Annotated in this window: 16 protein-coding genes; 7 read left to right on the top strand and 9 right to left on the bottom strand. The window is 66.3% G+C overall.

What is annotated here, in order from left to right; all coding sequences use genetic code 11:
• Window positions 1-9: 9 nt before the first annotated feature.
• Genes ASD42_RS03240 through hisG form a run of 3 tightly spaced genes read left to right on the top strand, consistent with a single transcriptional unit; the run spans window position 10 to window position 3,076 of the window.
• Window positions 10-1,830 carry a choline/carnitine O-acyltransferase gene (locus ASD42_RS03240; protein WP_056809949.1) on the top strand — a complete coding sequence of 607 codons (1,821 nt, stop codon included), beginning with the start codon at window positions 10-12 and terminating at the stop codon, window positions 1,828-1,830.
• A gap of 55 nt (window positions 1,831-1,885) precedes the next feature.
• Window positions 1,886-2,167 carry a phosphoribosyl-ATP diphosphatase gene (locus tag ASD42_RS03235; protein WP_174562637.1) on the top strand — a complete coding sequence of 94 codons (282 nt, stop codon included), beginning with the start codon at window positions 1,886-1,888 and terminating at the stop codon, window positions 2,165-2,167.
• A gap of 57 nt (window positions 2,168-2,224) precedes the next feature.
• Window positions 2,225-3,076, top strand: coding sequence for an ATP phosphoribosyltransferase (gene hisG / locus ASD42_RS03230; protein WP_056809945.1), 852 nt, complete (start codon window positions 2,225-2,227; stop codon window positions 3,074-3,076).
• A 68-nt stretch (window positions 3,077-3,144) separates the two neighbouring features.
• Here the strand turns inward: hisG and ASD42_RS34235 are convergent, their stop codons facing one another.
• From ASD42_RS34235 to ASD42_RS03205, 5 genes are all read right to left on the bottom strand, one after another.
• Window positions 3,145-3,567 (bottom strand): hypothetical protein, encoded by a 423-nt coding sequence (locus ASD42_RS34235; protein ID WP_156677377.1) that lies wholly within the window; start codon window positions 3,565-3,567, stop codon window positions 3,145-3,147.
• Window positions 3,564-10,160, bottom strand: coding sequence for a putative T7SS-secreted protein (locus tag ASD42_RS03220; RefSeq protein ID WP_056809941.1), 6,597 nt, complete (start codon window positions 10,158-10,160; stop codon window positions 3,564-3,566). The genes ASD42_RS34235 and ASD42_RS03220 overlap by 4 nt, the downstream gene beginning before the upstream one ends.
• 3 nt (window positions 10,161-10,163) lie before the next feature.
• Window positions 10,164-10,781 carry a hypothetical protein gene (locus tag ASD42_RS03215; RefSeq protein WP_056809939.1) on the bottom strand — a complete coding sequence of 206 codons (618 nt, stop codon included), beginning with the start codon at window positions 10,779-10,781 and terminating at the stop codon, window positions 10,164-10,166.
• 24 nt (window positions 10,782-10,805) lie between these two features.
• Window positions 10,806-11,195 (bottom strand): SseB family protein, encoded by a 390-nt coding sequence (locus ASD42_RS03210; RefSeq protein WP_056809937.1) that lies wholly within the window; start codon window positions 11,193-11,195, stop codon window positions 10,806-10,808.
• A 110-nt stretch (window positions 11,196-11,305) separates the two neighbouring features.
• The gene (locus tag ASD42_RS03205) at window positions 11,306-11,509 is read right to left on the bottom strand and encodes a hypothetical protein (RefSeq protein ID WP_056809935.1); all 204 of its coding nucleotides are present in this window, start codon (window positions 11,507-11,509) and stop codon (window positions 11,306-11,308) included.
• A gap of 296 nt (window positions 11,510-11,805) precedes the next feature.
• Here ASD42_RS03205 and ASD42_RS35590 point away from each other — a divergent pair, with 296 nt between their 5' ends.
• The gene (locus ASD42_RS35590; RefSeq protein WP_266290015.1) at window positions 11,806-11,940 is read left to right on the top strand and encodes a hypothetical protein; all 135 of its coding nucleotides are present in this window, start codon (window positions 11,806-11,808) and stop codon (window positions 11,938-11,940) included.
• Window positions 11,940-13,067, top strand: a complete 1,128-nt coding sequence (locus tag ASD42_RS03200) for a YeiH family protein (RefSeq protein WP_056809933.1) — start codon at window positions 11,940-11,942, stop codon at window positions 13,065-13,067. Before ASD42_RS35590 ends, ASD42_RS03200 begins: the two co-directional genes overlap by 1 nt.
• Before the next feature lie 19 nt (window positions 13,068-13,086).
• Here the strand turns inward: ASD42_RS03200 and ASD42_RS03195 are convergent, their stop codons facing one another.
• Together ASD42_RS03195 and ASD42_RS03190 are read right to left on the bottom strand one after the other, a co-directional pair.
• Window positions 13,087-13,488: a nuclear transport factor 2 family protein gene (locus ASD42_RS03195; RefSeq protein WP_056809932.1), complete on the bottom strand. Its 402-nt coding sequence runs from the start codon at window positions 13,486-13,488 to the stop codon at window positions 13,087-13,089.
• 94 nt (window positions 13,489-13,582) lie between these two features.
• Complete coding sequence (locus ASD42_RS03190; RefSeq protein WP_056815291.1) at window positions 13,583-14,482, bottom strand: RecB family exonuclease; 900 nt, start codon at window positions 14,480-14,482, stop codon at window positions 13,583-13,585.
• A 123-nt stretch (window positions 14,483-14,605) separates the two neighbouring features.
• Between ASD42_RS03190 and ASD42_RS03185 the strand changes: the two genes are divergently transcribed.
• Window positions 14,606-15,439, top strand: coding sequence for a tRNA (adenine-N1)-methyltransferase (locus ASD42_RS03185; RefSeq protein WP_056809930.1), 834 nt, complete (start codon window positions 14,606-14,608; stop codon window positions 15,437-15,439).
• Here ASD42_RS03185 and ASD42_RS03180 read toward each other — a convergent pair whose 3' ends face one another.
• The gene (locus ASD42_RS03180; protein WP_056809928.1) at window positions 15,440-16,720 is read right to left on the bottom strand and encodes an acyltransferase family protein; all 1,281 of its coding nucleotides are present in this window, start codon (window positions 16,718-16,720) and stop codon (window positions 15,440-15,442) included.
• Window positions 16,721-16,931: 211 nt separating this feature from the next.
• A complete protein-coding gene (locus tag ASD42_RS03175; RefSeq protein ID WP_056809926.1) occupies window positions 16,932-17,462 on the bottom strand; it encodes a hypothetical protein in 531 nt (176 codons plus the stop codon).
• 187 nt (window positions 17,463-17,649) lie between these two features.
• Here ASD42_RS03175 and arc point away from each other — a divergent pair, with 187 nt between their 5' ends.
• Window positions 17,650-19,410 carry a proteasome ATPase gene (gene arc, locus ASD42_RS03170; protein WP_056809924.1) on the top strand — a complete coding sequence of 587 codons (1,761 nt, stop codon included), beginning with the start codon at window positions 17,650-17,652 and terminating at the stop codon, window positions 19,408-19,410.
• Window positions 19,411-19,416: the final 6 nt, after the last annotated feature.

The following is a 19,416-nucleotide window of genomic DNA, read 5'->3' as shown; positions in this document are numbered from 1 at the left end:
GGACTTGGATTGAACCAACCCACGTTCGCCGCCGAAGACACGCTGCCCCGGGTACCGCTGCCGACACTGGATGACAGTTGCGCGCGGTTCCTGCAGTGGTGTCAGCCACTGCTCGGCGCCGAGGAATACGCCACCACCGAGGGCGCGGTAGCCGAGCTGCTGCGCCCCGGTGGGGCGGGGCGCGCCCTGCATGCCGCACTGGCCGAATACGACGCCACCCCCGGCGTCGGCAGCTGGCTCGACGAATTCTGGCCGTCACGGTATCTGGGCCGTCGGGACCGGATCGCGATCAACGCCAACTTCGTGTTCCTGTTCCGTGACGACACCCCCCTCGCGGCGTCGACCGTCGCCGGGCAGGCCGAGCGGGCAGCCGCGATCATCGGCGCGGCTGTCGATTACAAGCTGGCGCTGGACGCGGAGAAGATCCCGCCGGTGACCCAGCGCGGCCAGGCGCTGTCGATGTGGCAGAACAAGTACCTGTTCTCCGAGACCCGGATTCCGGGCGAGATCCAGGACAGCGTCCGCAAGCCCTACAGCTCGGAATGGCCGGGTCCCTCGGACGCGCGCCATATCGCGGTCTTCTACCGCGGCAACATCTTCCGGATGGATGTCGTCGGACCCGACGGTGCGCCGTACGCGTTCGACGACGTGGTCGACGGGCTGCGCGCGGTGATCAAGGGCGGCACCAAGCCCGCCGCGACCGACACCTCGGTCGGGCATCTCACCACGAAAGCCCGTGCGGCATGGGCGCGCAGCCGGGAAGTGCTGCGCACCGAGCCCGCCAACGTCGTGGCGTTCGACGCGGTGGAGACGGCGTTGTTCTCGGTGTGCCTGGAGGACTTCGCGCCCCGCGACGAACTGCACGCCAGCGATCAGCTCCTGCACGGCGACAGCGGCAACCGCTACTTCGACAAGTCGGTGTCGTTCATCGTCTTCGCCGACGGTCAGGCCGGCATCAACGTCGAGCACTGCGGGCTCGACGGCACCACCGTGCTGTCGTTCGTCGACGCGCTGCTCGAGCGGACCACCCAGGACCACGCGGCGACCAGCGGGGCGCAATCGCAGGGGTTGCCCTCGGTGGAGCCGATCGAGTTCGTGCTCGACTCGGCCGCCCGCGCCGACATCGCCGCGGCGGGCGCCGACTTCGCCCGCTTCGCCGCCGACACCGCCACCTCGCTGGTGTCGTTCGACGACTTCGGCACCGGCGAGGCCAAGAAGCTGGGCATCTCACCCGATGCCTTCGCTCAGCTCAGCTACCAGCTCGCCCACCGGCGCAGCAAGGGCCTGACCGGCGCGACCTACGAATCCATCGCCACCCGGCAGTTCCGCAACGGTCGCACCGAGGCCATGCGCGTGGTGACCCCGGAGATGGTGTCGTTCGTCGACGCGATGGTGTCCGCGGAGGCCGACACCGCGACCAGGCTGGCCGCGGCGCGCACCGCCGCGGCCGCCCACGTCGCGCGGGCGAAGGAATGCCAGGCCGGGCAGGCGCCCGAGCAGCACCTGTGGGAACTGGAGTGGATCCAGCGTCGTCGCGGCGAACAGCTCGGGGTCGCTGATGAGCGGATCGCGCTGTTCGACAGCCCCGGCTGGACGACCATGCGCGACGACTACCTCTCGACCAGCTCGGCCCCGTCGAAGTACATCCGCTACTTCGGCTTCGGCTCGACCAGTCCGCGCTGCATCGGCATCGCTTACGTGCTGCTGCCGGATCGGTGGAACATCTACCTGGCCACGCCGAAGTCGGTGGCCGACCAGATGTACGCCTTCGCCGACCACCTGCGCACGGCAGTAGCCGACCTGCGCGAACTGCTCGCCGAACCGGTGTGATCGTTTCCCGGCGTGCCGCACCTCGCGGTGCGCCGGGAAAACCGCTGGGTCGGGTATGAAACAATCTCTACTCGTGAAGAACTTCGAATCCCTGTTCGCCGAGCTGACCGAGCGTGCCCAGACCCGTCCCGAGGGGTCCGGCACCGTGGCCGCGCTGGACGCAGGCGTTCATTTCCAGGGCAAGAAGGTCCTGGAGGAGGCCGGCGAGATCTGGCTGGCCGCCGAGCACGAGAGTGATGAGGCGCTCGCCGAGGAGATCTCCCAGCTGCTGTACTGGGTCCAGGTGATGATGCTGGGTCGTGGGCTGAAGCTCGAGGACGTGTACCGACATCTGTGACGGCTGATCCGTCCTGATCGACACTTCCTCCACTTCCCCCGAAAGGACCCCCATCCCATGTTGCGCGTCGCCGTTCCCAACAAAGGCTCGCTCTCGGAATCCGCCACCTCCATCCTGAGCGAGGCCGGATACCGCAAGCGGACCGATTCGCGTGATCTCACCGTTCTCGACCTCACGAATCAGGTCGAATTCTTCTTCCTGCGTCCCAAAGACATCGCCATCTACGTCGGCTCCGGTGAGCTCGACCTCGGCATCACCGGTCGCGACCTGGCCCTGGACTCCGGCTCCCCGGTCAGCGAGCGGCTCTCGCTCGGTTTCGGCCGCTCCAGCTTCCGCTACGCGGCCCCGGCCGGCGAGGACTGGAAGGTCGAGGATCTGGCGGGCAAGCGCATCGCCACCTCCTACCCGAACCTGGTGCGCGCCGACCTCGCCCGCTTCGGCATCGAGGCCGAGGTGATCCGCCTCGACGGCGCGGTCGAGATCTCGATCCAGCTCGGTGTCGCCGACGCCATCGCCGACGTCGTCGGCTCCGGGCGCACGCTGCGTCAGCACAACCTGGTCGCGTTCGGTGAGTCCCTGTGCGACTCCGAAGGCGTCCTCATCGAGCGCACTGGGTCCGATCGCGACGACCGCGCCCGCAATCAGCTCATCAACCGCATCCAGGGCGTCGTCTTCGCCCAGCAGTACCTGATGCTCGACTACGACTGCCCCAAGTCGCTCTTCGATCAGGCCGTCGCGATCACCCCGGGCCTCGAGTCGCCGACCGTTTCGCCCCTCACCGACCCCGACTGGGTCGCCGTGCGTGCGCTCGTTCCGCGCAAGCAGGGCAACGAACTGATGGACCAGCTGGCCGACCTCGGCGCCAAGGCCATCCTCGCCACCGACATCCGCTCCTGCCGAGCCTTCTGAGCCTGATGAGCTGAAGGGCGGGCCCATCCAGGGCCCGCCCTTTTCTGCATGGCGATCGCGGCACGTAGCTATTCGCCGTAACGGTCGTATGCTTCGAACTCGCCGAAACCGTCGTGCAGCCAGCCCAGGTCACGCCAGGTGCCCGAGCCGTCGAGCGGGCCCTCGTAGACGATTTCCAGATAGCTGCCGGGATGATGATCGTCGAGTCGCAGACGCCGGCCCCGGCTGAACAGGAACAGCGACACGCTGATGTCGGGCCGTCCGTCGATGTACTTCATCCCGAGAACTCCCTCCCACGCCACCTGGAGGGTCGGCCCAGCGGGCGCAGGGCTTCGGATGAAGCACGCGAACCCATCCGGTGTCATCCCGCTGGAGTCGACGATGGTGACCTGCTGGCCGAGATGCGCGGCAAAGGAAGCAGCGAGGAGGTCTATGGTGGAGTCTCCTCCGCCGGAGGGTGAATCGTGCTCTTGGCCGCTGTCGGTCGTCACTGCCAGTTGTTTCCTTCCCAGCTCGCCCGGTCGGGAAATACCACTTCGTCGATATCATCGCGGAGGCGGATCTCGACGTAGTCCGGGTCGTTCGCCCAATTCTTGTCCGCGTTGACAGGTCGCTTCCGAATCCCGGGACGCCCGTCGATCAAACCATAGGCGGTGACGACCGAGCTCTTGTTGCCCGCTTCCGTGATCACCACCGAACCCAGACTGTTCGTCGTGTCCCGCTGGCCCGCACGGAAGTAGATGTCGACCTGGCGGGTATAGGGCTCGCCGGTTATATGGTTCGTTCCGTGGTAGGTCCCGCTGAAGATCCGATCCGGGTTGTTGAGTATGGATGCCTGAACCTCGCGGCTGACCATGTGCTTGTCCCAGGCATGCCCGGGTCGGCCGCCCTCGTACGGGGCAGGCGCGTCGGAGAGCTCGTCGGGTGTGACCTGTCTACGGAAATTCTCGAACCGTTCGCACGCGGCCGGTGTCAGCCCTAGTGGGTCGATGAACCGGAGCGGGTTGGTGGTGTAGGCGTAGGGATTGGGTGCTGGGGACAGACCGAGTGGGTCCGCTGTGAGGTACTGGCCGGTGTCCGGGTTGTAGTACCGGAACATGTTGTAGTGCAACCCGGTTTCGGGGTCGTGGATCTGTCCGGGAAAGCGCAGCGGTGAGCTCGCCTTTCCGCGCCAGGTGGTTCGGCCCCAGAGGTCGGCGCCCGCGGTGGCCGCAGGGTGAGCGGTGCCGGGATCGATCAGTTCGGTCGGGGCGCCGACCAGGTCGGTGATGATCGCGTAGAACTCGCGGTCGATCGCGGCCCCGTCGGTCGACTGTGTGAGTGGGGCGTGCGAACCGGGCTGATAGTGCCAGCGAGTGGTAGCGGCGCGGGTGGCCTGCTCGATGAGATGTAGACCGTCCCAAACGTAGTCGACGCGTTCGAGGACGGCACCGCCGGTCGTCAGCTGCTGTTTGGTGGTGCGGCGGCCGAGGGCGTCGTAGGTGTAGTGCCACCACTGATGGTCAGGGGTCCAGACGTCGGTGAGCTGGTCGAAAGCGTTGTATCGGTAGTGCCAGACGTCGGGTTTGCGAGAAAGCCGGACGGTGGTCTTGCGAATCAGGCGTCCGGCGGGGTCGTAGTGGAAGCGCGTTCGGCCGTCGCGGACGAGGAGGTTGTCGCGATATTCGCGACGGTCGTCGTCGGCAGGTGGGATACGCGACGCAGACGCCTGCGAAGTCCCGGCCGCGGGAGTGGACGAGCTGACGATATTGCTGAGTGCGTCGTAGGCGTAGCGTTCGGTGGGGGCGCCGTCGGTGGACACAGCGGTGACTCGGCCGACCGCGTCGAGACTGTAGTCGCGGTGGACGAGGTCGGTCTGTGCACGGGCGATGGTGTGGGTGGTGAGGTAGCCGTCCGGGCGATAGGTGAATTCGTCGCGGCGGAGCCGGTGCGGTGCGGGCCTGGTGGTCGACCCCGAATCGAACGAAACCGCTTGCGCCGGAAACGCGGTAACCTCCTGGTCGGCCAACTGGCCGAGGCCGGAGTGTCCCCGTGTTATCGCCAGTTCGCCGATCCGCCAGCTGGTCAGGCGCCCCAGGGGGTCGTAGCCGAAGGTGATGTCGTGGCCGCCGGCGCTGAGACGGTCCATGCGACCGACGAAATCGTGGTGCCACCTCGACACCGCGCCCGAGGGCGTGGTTCGCTGGATTCGGTGACCGCGATCATCGTGTTCGAACAGCATCGGCGGTTGGTCGTCGAGTCGCTGCGAGGCGAGACTTCCCGCTGCGTCGTAGGCGAATTCGAGTGCATGGGTGGCGGTCGCACCGACACCGTTGACGGCGGACAGGACACGTCCCGCGGGATCGTGGGTGTAGCGGATCCAGTCGTCGTCGGTGGTGATCTCGGTGACGCGGCCGAGAAGGTCGTGGCGGAAATGGCGAGTCGTGCCGGTGGCGGGAGTGATCGCGGCGAGTCGTCCGGCACGGTCGAGGGTGTATCGGGTGGTCGCCCCGTTGTAGTCGGTTTCCGCGACAAGTCTTCCGGCGCTGTCGTATTCGTAGGTCCAGTGTTGGCCGATCGGGTTGTGAACGGCGATCAGGCGGCGTTCGGTGTCCCAGGTGTACCGGGTGATCGAGCCGTCGGGATCGATGCGGGAGTGCAGGAGATCGAAAGTCCCGTAGGAGAATCGGGTGAGGCCACCGACGCGGTCGGTGTGTGTGAGTGTGTTGCCTTCGCCGTCATAGGTCCACGTTTCGCCGTGGCCGTCGGGATCTGTTCTGCGGAGCAGATTTCCGGTGGGAGTCCAGTCGTAGCGGGTCACCGCACCTAGGGAATCGGTGATCTGGACAGGTCGACCGGCGGCGTCGCGCCGGAAATGGGTTACCGCGCCGTCCGGTTCGGTGACCTGGGCGACGAGACCGGCGGCGTCCACCTCGATGGTGGTTCGGGCGCCGTTGGGTTCGACAACGGTGGCCAGCGCGCCGTTCGGGTGGTAGGTGAATTCGGTGCGATCGTCGTCGGTGGCGCCGACGACGGCAGTGAGGTCGCCGGTGGCCGACCATTCCTGGCGCGAGATCGAACCGTCGGGGGAGGTGATCGTGGTGGGACGGTTGCGCCAGAGATAGTCGATTTCGGTGGAATATCCGTCGGGTCGAATGATTGTCGTCGGATCGCCCGCGCCGTTGTATCGGTACTGGGTGGTTGCTCCATCCGGTCCGGTAATGGTCAGTGGCCTGCGGTCGGCGTTGTAATCGATGTGGGTATGGCCGCCGGCGGGGTCGACGAGATCGCGCAGTTGCAGTTCGCGGTCGAAACCGTGGGAGGTGGTGGCGCCGAGCGAATCGGTGACGGCGGTGAGGCGGCCGGCGCCGTCAGGAAGTTGCCGATAGATGTAGTCACAGTTCAGCATTCCCGCGGTTCCGCGCTGGAAGGCGACTCGACCGAACTCGTCGTAGGAATTGACCATCTGATTGCCGTTGGAGTCGGTCCACGACGTCATCCGGTGTTCGGCGTCGTAGGTGTAGCTGGTCGTTGCTCCCACGGCGTCGGTGACGGCGATCAGATCAGCGTCGGCGTAGGTGAATTCCAGTACCGGCGTGGCGAACTCGCCCAGATCGGGTTCGTCCGAGATCAGCGAGAGTCCGGTGATCCGCGTACGGTCCGAGTCGATGCGGACCCGATATCCGCCCGAGTGTGTGACCTCGACCGGTACCCCATCGGCGTCGTAGTGGAAACGAAGGCGGTTGTGGTGCCGGTCGGTGATGGCCGAGATCGCGTAGTTGCCATGTCGAGCTTCGAGACCGTCGTGTCCCGGCTCGGGTGCGAAGTGCCAGATCACCTCTCGCCGCTGATCCCACACGCGATAGCCGCCGGTGTCGGTGCGGGTCAACGACCATTGCTGCCCTTCGGTGAGCGGCTGCGTCGCAACGCCGACCTCGGAGTGCGGGTAGGCGAGCATCATCGCGTTCTCGCCGATGAAGGTGACACCTGCGTCCTCGACGACGATCCGCGCGTCCAACGTGCTGGACCACGACGGGCCGAACCAGCGACCGAACCGGTAGTTCGAATGGTGTGCCCGCTGCAGCGTCATCGGCAGGACAGCTGGCAGGTCGAGATCTGTTTCAGGAAGCAGGAACTCGCCGGTGCCGATGTCGACGGGGTCTTCGGAACAGGTCTTCTGGTCCGGTGTTCGATCGGATTCCGCACCGGACTCCCGCGCGTGCTCGTGCGCGTCGCGATCGGCATCGGCGCGATCCTGCGCCGTCCGGCGGTCAGGATCAGCGTCGCGGTCCGTTTCGTGATCACGGTCGGGGGTGCGATCTCTGGGGGAGTCGGGGTCGTGATCACGCTCGGGAATTCGCTTGGTGGGTGAGGTGCTGTCCCGGTCGCGATCCGGGGTGCGATCGGTGGGGGAGTCGCGGTCGGTGTGCGTGTCGGGGTCGCGGTCAGGGGTGCGGTCACGGGGAGTGGCCGGATCGTTCGGCCCTCGGTCGGGGGTGCGGTCGGTGTGTTTGGTCGGATCACGGTCGGGCGTACGATCTTTCGGCGCCGGTTCATGCTCGGGGGAGCGTCCGTCAGCGCGGTCGCGGGGTTTGTCCGGGTCGTGGTCCGGTCCTCGGCCGTCGGAATCTGGGCGTGCACGGGATGGCGATTCGGCATCTGCGCGTGTTGGCGTGTGCCCTGGTGTCGACCTGGTCGGGGAATCCGGATGGGGTCCGGCGGCCAGTGGCGAATGCCCGTTCGCGCGTCCGGGAGAGTCGGGCGCCGTGCCTGCGCGCGGAGAGTCGGGCGTCTTGTGGGGTTCGGTGCCTGGATCATGGTGTGGCCGTTGTGGTGTCGAATCGACGCGGGGTGATTGCGGCGGATGGGACGGCCCGGCCGGGGTCGCGCCGGGATGGGTGCGCGCTGGGTGTGCGTCGGGAGTCGGTCGGGGTGCGGGGCCGTTGTCGGGGTTGATGCTGTGGCCGGGTTGCCAGCCTGCGGCAGGTGGCGTGGGGCTCGAGGTCTGTGGCGTCGGATCCGTGCGCACAGTCGGTCGGGAATCGATGTCGGACGGGGCGTCGTTCGTGTGCGGCGCTCGATCAGCGGTGGGGTTCACCCGGTTGTCCGACGCCGAGCCGTCCTCGCGGGATGTTCGGTCGGGATCACTGTGCTGAGTCGGTGCGGTGTGCTGATCCCTGTGCGGTGTCGTGTCGGCATCCGCCTGCGAGCGGGTCGAGTCCCCGTGCGGTGTCGCTGGCGAATTCGGATTCGTGTGGTGAGTCGACGCTGGTTCGGTGCGTTGGTTCGGTGTGTGGTCGGTGTGTTGAGTCGGCGTTGGATCCGTGCGTTGAGTCGGGGTGCGATCGGTGTGCTGATCGGGGGTCGGATCGGTGCGCTGCGTCGGTGTGTGGTCGGTCTGTTGGGTGGGCGTCGGGTCGGTGCGTTGGGTTGGTGTGTGGTCGGTTTGCTGGGTGGGCGTCGGGTCGGTGCGTTGGGTTGGTGTGTGGTCGGTTTGCTGGGTGGGTGTTTGATCCGCGCGTTGGGTGGGCGTCGAGTCGGGGGTCGATGTGCCTGCCGCTTCCGGGCGCGGTTCCGGTCGACTCGTCTGCGGGTCGGCGTCGGGGGTGCGGTCCGGTGCTCGAGTGGGTTCGGGCTGCCGGGTGGGTTCGGGATCGGGTCTGCTGCTGGTGGGTTCGGTGCTCGGTGACGGCTGGTCGCGGTCTGTCCGGGCCGGCGGTTCGGAGTGGCGCGGCTCGGTGTGTTCCGGTGTCGGCGAGTAACCGTCTCCGGTGTCCTCGGCGCGCGGGGTCGGTGCTTCTCGTTGCGATGCACCCTCGACCGGACGCCCTTCCGGCGCCGGCCCTCGATCGGAATCCGGAAGGCCGGCGCCTTGCCGTTCGCCGGTCTGCCCCGTCGGGTCGTTCTGCCTGGTCGGGGTGCCTTGGCCGGTCGGGTCCTGACGGTGCGAGCTCGGGTTGTGCAGGCTCGGACCGGAACCGCCGTCGGGAAGTCGTCGGCCCGCATTGGTGACCTTCTTCAAGGCACTGATGGCGACTTTCGCACTACCCCCACCACCGGTGGCGGCGGTGAGCAGGGCATCGCCGGTGAGCGCACCGACGAACTCGAACGGGTTGGCCCTGGCATCCTTCAGGATCGCGTCGACGGTCGCGCCGGGATCTGCCACGGCGACAACGAGTCCGGTGCCGAGATTGGACAACCCTTCGACGTAATCAGCCGGGTGGGTGATGTTGTAGATGTCGGTCGGGTTCACCTGGCGCACGAACTGCACGAGCCCGGTCAGGCTGGTCAGCAAGCCGGCGTAGAAATTCAGCGCTCCGTGCTCGAGCACACCACCGAGATCGGAGATATTGGCGATCCACCGTTCGCTGAAAGGGGGTTCCTTCGGTGCCTTCTCGGTAGCCGCTGCCAGTGCGCCGTCCGCGATCGACGCACCGTTGTCCCGCTGAATTCGGGCGCCACGCAAGATCTCTCGCGCTTCGTTGCGCAGGGATGTCCAGGTGTCGACCAGCGGATTCTGCGCTTGCTGCTCGCCGGTCAGCGAGTTCCACCAGTTCTTCTGCCGGACTTCCTCGGCGTGGGCGGCCTTCCATCGTTCGATGGCGGTGCCCGCCTTGTCCTGTGCGGTTTTGACCTCGTTCTGCCACGCTTCCATCGCGTCGGCCGCCGCGGTCATGGCATCGCCGCCGTCGAACCAGAGTTTCGGCTGTTTGTCGTAGACCTCGTTGAACGCGTCCGCGCCCTTACCGGTCCAATCGGCAGCGTCGATCTTCTGCAGCGCCTGACCGGTCGACTCGATCGCCGCGGCCATCTTCTTCAATGTCTCTGCGGTGGACCCGATTTCGGACGGCTCGCCCAGGATCAGTTCTTTGGGATCATCGGTCTGGCCGAGTTCCTCCTCTTCGACATCGCCGCCGGTCGCGGAGGCGATGTTGTCGCCCAGATCGTCGAGTGCGTCGTCGACACTGTCCAGCCCGACATACCCGGCCGCGTCGCCGACCACGTCGAGGCCGTCGTCGATGACCTGACCCGCACCCTCGACGAGATCCTCGACACCGTCCTCGATCGCGCTTCCGACTTTGTCGATGAAATCGCCGAGTCCCACGGACTACTGCCCTCCTTGCTGCTCTTTCATGATGTCGGCTGCCTGCTGGGCGGCACCGGTGTTCCAGCCGGGCGATTCACCGCTGACGAGGCCGCTCACCGGGCTGACATTCGCCAGCGCCTGCGGACCGACCGTCTCGACCACCTTCATATTGTTCTGAATGGTCTGGTTGGCGTCCTGAAACGACTTCATGCTGTAGTCCGCGTTGCGGATGTGGTTGAAGGAGTTGTCGGCGAAGGTATCGCCCCAGGAACGCTTGGTGATTTCCTCGTCGGAAAGATGGGGGTTGCCTGCCAAGTGCGTCCACATCTTCTTGAGTGTGCCCTCGGCCTTGGTATCCATTTCGTCGTACCGGCCTGCGGCCAAACCGAGCGTTCGGGCGATCGAGTTGCCCCCTTGGACCAGGGCGCGCACACCCCAGGACCACCGTTCGGTGAACTCCTCGAAGGTCTTCTGCACCGTGTGTTTGCCTGCTTCGAGGGTCGAGAGCGTCAGCAGCGCGAAGCCTCGGCCCATATTGCCCGTCTCGCCGATCCCCAATTCCGACAGCTGACCGATGGTGTCCTCGATACCTTTCGCGGCCTGCTGCAGCACCGCGGGATCGATCTCGAGCTTCGTCATCGCACACCCCTCCCCATTCGTCGATTACCCGGCGACATCCGGCGGAAACGCCATGGGCGCCGAACCCACGATGTCGATCGCGATTCCGGCGGGTTCGGTGCGGGAGTCGACGTATTCCTGTAGTCGACGGCCGAACAGCCAGTGATGGCGGTATTCCCGGTCCGCGTCGATGCCGTTGTCCTGCAGATGACCGCGAGTCACCATGAATCGGGCGTACTCCTCGATGCTGGTGAAGGCGCACAACCAGTCGACGCCGCCCACCTGAGAGAAGAAGACGCGGTCATCTGCCGTCAAGGGAACGAGGAGCGCGGCCTGTCGGAACGCGGCAAGCAGAGCCGCCGGCTGCCCGAATCCCGCATAGAACGCGGCGATTTCAGCGCGTAGACGGTCGCGGCCGTCGCCGTCGGACATCATGTCAACCTCCCCCGCTGTGCCGCAATCGCTTTCATCCGCGACAGACATCCTACGGGCATGATTCTGTCATCGGAAAGCCACGGAAGTCGGGGCGGCTGTACGCCGACTGTTTACTTCGCGGAGAAGCTTTCGAGCGCCTCGCGGATGAAGCACAGGGGGCACACCGGGTCGAACGGAGGCGTCGGCGCGCCGCCGATCACGGGCTGGGCCACGGCAGGCCCTTCGATCGAGTCGGCAGAGGCGATGGTTGGACAACTTGCCATCGCCAGCGTGATCGCTGCGGTGGCAACAACTTTGGACAATGCGCGGATCATTTCTTCTCCTCGGCTGCCGGGTTCTATGGTCGTTGTCGACCGGATTCTACGGGTGCTACCGCAGGACCGGCAGCGATGTTCGCCGGTAGGGTCGATGGACGGGCCTTGCCCGGGGAAGCGGTGCGCCGCCTGCAAGAAGAAGAGGAACGTCGCCTGCAGTAGGCCTGCCTCTCGTACATCATGCAACCGATCATTCGGTCAGCGGCGAGATCCGCTCAGGCTGAACGCAATCGGTGTGCCTTCGCGATTCCGTTGCTACCTTGCGTTTTCTCGATGAGGAACAGCAAGGAGTCACCGTGTCGCAGACACAGCCCGAGCCTCGGCCGGGCAGCGCATTCAGCTGGAACGAAGACTGGTTGGCGACCGTCGTCGGGCTCGTCCTGATCGGCCTGGTGCTGGTCGGAGCGATCCCGGATTGGCTGGTGCCGTGATGGGGGAGGCCAGGACCACGTCGGAAACCGCGGCGTTGCAGGCGAATTCGCGGCCTGCGGTGCGCGACATCGTGGCCGGGATCCTGCTGGTGCTCGCGCTGGGCGCGTTGACGCGGTTCTTCGACACTCATGTTCCGCAGTGGGCCGCGGATACGCCCTTCAAGCGGGTCGCGAAGACGGTCGAGTATCCGGTGTACGCGATCGCGATCGGGTTGATCGGCAATGTGGTGCTGAGCAAGATCGGCTTGCGGGACCGGCTTTCGGCGGGGTTCCGGACCGAGTTCTTCATCAAGACCGGGGTGGTGCTGCTGGGCGCTTCGATCAATCTGAAGATCCTGGTCACGGCGGCCGCGCCGTCGATCGTGCAGGCGCTGGCGTTGATCACCATCGTCTTCGGGTTCACCTGGTGGCTGGGCGGGGTGCTCGGGCTCGACGACAAGCTGCGGGCGCTGCTGTCGTCGGCGGTATCGATCTGCGGGGTGAGCGCGGCCATCGCGGCCGCGGGTGCGGTGCAGGCGCGACGCGAGCAGATCGCCTACGCGGCGTCGCTGGTGATCATCTTCGCGTTGCCCTCGATCTTCCTGTTGCCCTGGCTCGCTGACATTTTCGGGCTCTCCGATGCGGTGGCAGGCGCGTGGATCGGTGGCAACATCGACACCACCGCCGCGGTGGCTGCCGCGGGTGCGCTGGCGGGTGAGCAGTCGTTGCAGATCGCGACGATCGTCAAGACCACTCAGAACGCGCTCATCGGTCTCGTAGCGATCGCTCTCACCGCCTGGTTCGCGTTCCGCGTGGATCGCACCGAGGGCGCCGCCCGTCCGAGTATCGGGGAATTCTGGGCCAGGTTCCCTAAATTCGTGCTCGGATTCATCGCCGCCTCGATCATCGGCACGCTGTATCTGCAGTCGGTCGACAAGAAGACGGGTGCCGCGCACATCGCCGTCATCAACGACCTGCGCACCTGGTTCCTGATCCTGGCTTTCGTCTCCATCGGCCTGGAGTTCTCGCTGCGCGGGTTGCGCGAAGCCGGCTGGCGGCCGATCGTAGTGTTCGGATCGGCGGCGGTCGTGAATCTCGCTGTGGGCCTGGGTCTTTCGGTGCTGCTGTTCCGCGACTTCGCGGTCTGAGTGCCCGCCGCGGGCAGCCTCAGGAATCAGCCCGGCTGCTCGCGGTCGCCTCGGCCTTGATCTGTTCGAACTGCGCGCCCATCCGCGCGGCCAGGGCGGTCGCGGCCGAGAGCGGACGGACCATCACCATCAATTCGTCGATCTTGCCGTCCTCGTCGAGGTGGACGAAATCGCACCCGGTGAGTTGCTTGCCGTCCACGGTGGCCTCGAACACCAGCGCGTGATCGCGCCCCTCGCCGATCTCGCGCACATAGCGGAAGTCTTCGAAGACGCGGATCACCGCACGCAAGATGGCCGCGGTGATGGCCTTGCCTGGATAGGGCTGGAAGGCGACGGGGCTGGTGAAGACCACATTCTCGGCCAGCATTGCCTCGATGGCCGCTTCGTCGCGCGCTTCGACCGCGGTGCGGAAAGGATGCATCTGTCAGCTCCTCTCATATTCAACGAGTTGCATAGGGTGTTCGCAGCTTAACCCGGACAACCGCGCCCATGTGCCGATGCGGGCAGTTCGGTCGTCACACGTCTTCGGGGAGACGTTCGGTCACCAGGTCGGCAGGGACCGGGGCCTGGACCGGCCACCCCGGGTAGGGCGGCGGCGTGCCGCCGTATTCGGGGCACAGGGGTTTGAAGTCGCAGTACTTGCACATCGAATTGCGCGTGGGCGGGAAGTCCCCGGTTCGGCCCGCGTCGATGATGGCTTGCCAGAGCGCGGTGAGGATGCGCTGGAAGCGGTCCAATTCCTCGCGCTCGGGTGTGTAGGTGAGAATGTTCTTGTCGGCCAGATAGATCAGGCGCAGTTGGGCCGGGACGATGTCGCGGGTGCGCAGGATCATCAGCGCGTAGAACTTGAGCTGGAACAGCGCTCGCGCTTCGTGCAGGGGGCCGGGGGAGCGACCGGTCTTGTAGTCGACAACGCGCAGCAGGCCGTTGGGCGCCACGTCGATTCGATCGACGAAACCGCGCAGCGGAATTTCGCCGTCGAGGTCGACCTCGACCCGTTCCTCCAGCGCGTGTGGCTCGAATCGGCGCGGGTCCTCTAGCTCGTAATAGCTCGCGACCAGCTTGCGCACCTCGTCGAACAGCGCCTCCGGGCCGCCCTCGGCGACGAGCTCGTCCACCCCGTCGCGCTCCGCGCGCACACGCTCCCACGCCCCCGGGACCAACTCGGCGGCCCGCGCCGGCTGACGCTCGGCCGCGGGCAACCCGAACAGATCCTCGAGCACCGCGTGCACCACGGTCCCGCGCACCGCCGCTCGCGACGGCGGTTCCGGCACCCGATCGATCGCCCGCAACCGGTACTTCAGCGGACACTGCTTGAAATCGCTTGCCCGCGAAGGAGACAACGCCGGACGCGACCGATGGACCGGCGCGTCGGCGGTGTCGTCGGTCAGGGGCACGGACAAGGGCACGGACATGTTTCGCAGGTTAACCGCACACACCGACACGATCGCGCGGCCGCCGCGAAACAGCTGACCCGTCGATCGCGCGGATCGCCGCGCCTGGCAGGCTGACAGGTCCATTCGAAGAACGGGAGATCAATGACGGCCAGACGAACCGGTCCATTCGCTATCGGGGACCGCGTGCAGCTGACCGACGGTAGGGGACGCCTCTTCACCGTGGTGCTCGAAGAGGGTAAGGAATTCCACACCCATCGCGGCGGCATCAAGCATGACGACCTCATCGGCAACGACGAGGGCACCGTCGTGAAGTCGGTCAACGGCACCCCGTATCTGGCTCTTCGCCCGCTGCTCACCGACTATGTGCTGTCGATGCCGCGTGGCGCCGCGGTGATCTACCCCAAGGACGCCGCCCAGATCGTGCACGAGGGCGATGTGTTCCCGGGTGCGCGGGTGCTGGAAGCCGGCGCCGGTTCGGGTGCGCTGACCTGCTCGCTGCTGCGCGCGGTCGGTCCCGAGGGCGAGGTGATCTCCTACGAGATCCGCGACGACCATGCCGAGCACGCCGTCCGCAATGTGGAGACCTTCTTCGGCGAGCGGCCGGCGAACTGGTCGATCACGATCGCCGACGTGGCCGAGTACGAGGGCCCGCAGGTCGATCGCGTCGTGCTCGACATGCTGGCGCCGTGGGACGCGTTGCCCGCGGTGTCGAAGGCGCTGGTTCCCGGTGGGGTGCTCGTGGTGTACGTCGCCACCGTCACCCAGCTGTCCAAGGTGGTCGAGGCGCTGCGTGAGCAGGAATGCTGGACCGAACCGCGCTCGTGGGAGTCGATGGTGCGTGGCTGGCACGTCGTCGGTCTGGCCGTGCGGCCTGAGCATCGCATGCAGGGCCATACCGCGTTCCTGGTGAGCGCGCGGCGGCTGGCCGAGGGCACCGTTACGCCCAAGCCGCAGCGGCGCCCCTCCAAGGGCTGATCACGCACGGGTGAGCAGGCGCGCGGCCAGCAACGCTGCCGCCGCGCCTGCGAACCAGCGCCAACCGTCCACGGTGAGGCCCCATCGGGTGGCCTGCAGGATCGCGAGCCCCGCCGCGATCACGGCGAACACGGTGGCGGCCGAGCGGACACCGCGCACCGCGGCAACCGGCCCGTCCCACCAGCGCAGGGGAGTGTTCTCCAGGCCGCGCAAGGCGAGGAACAAGGCGCCGGTGAGCGCGGCGGTCGCGGTGAGTTGCACCGTCGTGAGCAGCCAGAACCCGGACTCGGTCGGCGCGGTGCGGTGAACGCCCGCCAGATGGCTGAGCACGAGCACGGTGAGCAGGGCGGGCATGTGCCACAGATAGAGCGTCATAGCCCCGGTGTTGCCGATGACCGTCGCCCACCAGACCCGAGGGCGCGCGGCGAGACGGCGCAACCAGGGCGCTACCGCGACGGCGGCGCAGCACAGCACCACCGCGTGCCCGGCCAGCAGCAGTGACGGCGGCGCCAGATTCGACAGTCGCTGGCCCGGCACGGTGACCATGCTCGTCTCGTACGGTCCGAGCACCACCAGCAGCACATCGGCTGCCAGCACCACGCAGGCCAGCACCGCCGCGGTCCGCCTGGACAGGAGATCGCGCAGATAGCCGATCCCGAGCACCGCGGGCACCAGCCAGACGATCAGATTCAGGTAGCCGAGCTCCATCGGCCCACCGGTGAGCCGCACCGCGTCGACGGCCGCCGTGATCACCACGATAACCGCGACCACAGCGAACATCCGGCGACCACTGGTGACCCGCGCCGCGAGCAACGGCACACACGCCAGTACCGCCAGATACATCCCGAGAAACCACAGCAGCTGCACGCTCGTCACCGCGAGCGGACGCTGCCATCCCGGCGCGAGCACCAGATCGGCCGCCACCAGCAGCATCGCCGAGGCGCCGACGAAGTATCCGAGCGGTCGTACCAGCCGCTGGGTGCGCCGGAAAAGCCAAGCGCCCCACGATGTCCCGGGCCCGAGGCCGCGCGCACCCGCGGCGACCCCCGAGAAGAAGAACAGCGGAAGCACTTGAAGAACCCAGGTGAGCGGCTGCAGCATCGGCAGGTCGGCGAGCACGTTGCCGAAATGCACCTCGGTGCCCGACACCGTCACGGTCAGCATCAGGCAATGGCCCGCGACGACCACCACCAGTGACGAAATGCGCAGCAGGTCCAGGAACCGATCACGATCGGCCGGGGTGTTCGCGGTGACCATCGCGACGCTGGGGACAACACTCATGGCACGACGATCGCAGGAAACCACCCGTGGGCACAGCGCGGAACTACCCGTTCGTCGGGTGGAACTACTCGAGCGTGCGCCCGCACGTCGCGCCGCTCGGAAGTCCTACCCACGGGACGTTCACCGTGAGTGATCTCGGTGGCCTACGCGGCTCGCAGGGCGTCCGCGCTGTCGCGGAGGTGCTTCGCCGTCATCCGGTCGTGCCGATCGATCAGGCGGGCGTGCAGGGAGCCTGCGCGAAGCCGAGCAGCAAGCAGCCGCTGGCGTCGGACAGCTTCCAGGTGCCGCCCTCTTTCTGCCAGGTGACCGGGAACGCGGGTGCGGTGCCGTGGGGGGAGGTGATCGTCACATCGGCGGTGGCGGTGTCACCACTGGTCGCGACGTTGTCGACGGCGAAGGTCAGGGTGTAGCCGGCGAGCATGCCGTTCATCTGATCGATGTTGGACTTGTGAGCGTCGCCGTTGACGATCAGTTTCGCCTTGTCGTCGGTGGATACTCCGGGATCGGCGAACTTGATCAGAGTCGCCTTCAGGGAATCAGCGGTAGGTGCGGCGGCGTTGTCACCCGAAGGTGCCGGAGTTGCCGAAACGCTGGACGGAGCGGCGGCGATACTGGTACTGCTCGTGGTGGCATTCGTCGAGGAATCGTCGGAGTCGCCGCAACCGGTCAGTCCGACGGTGACGGCGAGCGCCGCTGCGGCGGTGGCGACGGCGACACGGATCGTGCGGGGAGGAAGGAGCATGGACAGCAACCTTTCGACTCGTTGGGCGAGTGCCCCGTACGGGGTGTTAGGGGAGCCTAACAGGTGCAAATGTGTGGTTGATGTCGTACCGACCGTACAAGATGTGATCACGACGAAACCATGTCGGAAAGCGAGAACGGACCGCGCCCGGTAGCGTTGATAGACCGGGACTGGGAGGAGCAGCATCATGAGCCCCAACGAGAATTCGGATTCGGCGGCCTGGCGAGAGCTCGAGGCGGTACGCGCCGAGTCGGCTGCTCTTCGCAGGCAACTCGCCGATTCGCCGGATCGCGCACGCGAATTGGAAGCCAGGATCGATTCGCTGACCATCCGCAACGGCAAGTTGATGGACACGCTCAAAGAAGCGCGCCAGCAACTGATCGCTTTGCGGGAAGAAGTCGATCGCCTCGGCCAGCCGCCGAGCGGCTACGGCATCGTCATCCACGCCTACGAGGACCAGACGGTCGACGTCTTCACCTCCGGGCGCAAGATGCGGTTGACCTGCTCGCCCAATATCGACGCTGACGCACTGGAATACGGCCAGACCGTGCGCCTCAACGAGGCGCTCACCGTCGTCGAGGCCGGGAACTTCGACGCCATCGGCGAAATCGGCACGCTGCGTGAGATTCTCGACGACGGCAGACGCGCCCTCGTGGTCGGCCACGCCGACGAAGAGCGGGTGGTGTGGCTGTCGGGTCCGCTGTCCAAGATCGCCGAATACGACGACATGGCCGACCCCGATTCGCCGATTCGCAAACTGCGGCCAGGTGATTCGCTGCTGGTCGATACCAAAGCGGGCTTCGCGTTCGAGCGGGTTCCCAAGGCCGAGGTCGAAGACCTTGTGCTGGAAGAGGTTCCCGACGTCGACTACACCGACATCGGTGGTCTCGGCCGTCAGATCGAGCAGATCCGCGACGCGGTGGAACTGCCGTTCCTGCACAAGGATCTGTTCCGCGAGTACGCGCTCCGCCCGCCCAAGGGTGTGCTGCTCTACGGTCCGCCCGGGTGCGGTAAGACGCTGATCGCCAAGGCGGTGGCCAACTCCCTCGCCAAGAAGATCGCCGAATCGCGTGGTCAGGATGCCAAGGAAGCCAAGTCGTTCTTCCTCAACATCAAGGGCCCCGAGCTGCTCAACAAGTTCGTCGGCGAGACCGAGCGTCACATTCGCATCATCTTCCAGCGGGCGCGCGAGAAGGCCTCCGAGGGCACCCCGGTGATCGTGTTCTTCGACGAGATGGACTCGATCTTCCGCACCCGCGGTTCCGGTGTCTCCTCCGATGTGGAGACCACCGTTGTGCCGCAGCTGCTTTCGGAGATCGACGGTGTGGAGGGGCTCGAGAACGTCATCGTGATCGGCGCGTCCAATCGCGAGGACATGATCGACCCCGCGATCCTGCGGCCGGGCCGTCTCGATGTGAAGATCAAGATCGAGCGTCCCGACGCGGAATCGGCGCAGGACATCTTCTCGAAGTACCTCACCGAGACGCTGCCGCTGCACGAGAGCGATCTGCGCGAGTTCGACGGCGACAAGCAGGCGTGCGTCGAGGCGATGATCGAGAAGGTCGTCGAGCGGATGTACGCCGAGAGCGACGACAACCGGTTCCTGGAGGTCACCTACGCCAACGGTGACAAGGAGGTCCTGTACTTCAAGGACTTCAACTCCGGCGCGATGATCCAGAACATCGTGGACCGGGCGAAGAAGTACGCGATCAAGTCGGTGCTCGACACGGGTAACCCGGGTCTGCGGATCCAGCACCTGTTCGACTCGATCGTCGACGAGTTCGCCGAGAACGAGGACCTGCCCAACACCACCAATCCCGATGACTGGGCCCGGATCTCGGGCAAGAAGGGCGAGCGGATCGTCTACATCCGCACGCTCGTCACGGGCAAGAACGCCTCGGCCAGCCGGGCGATCGACACCGAGTCCAACACCGGTCAGTACCTGTAGTCACGA

Source organism: Nocardia sp. Root136, from assembly GCF_001427185.1.
Classification (GTDB): domain Bacteria; phylum Actinomycetota; class Actinomycetes; order Mycobacteriales; family Mycobacteriaceae; genus Nocardia; species Nocardia salmonicida.
Note: the sequence above shows the minus strand (reverse complement) of the source record. Positions and strands in the feature narration are given on the sequence as shown.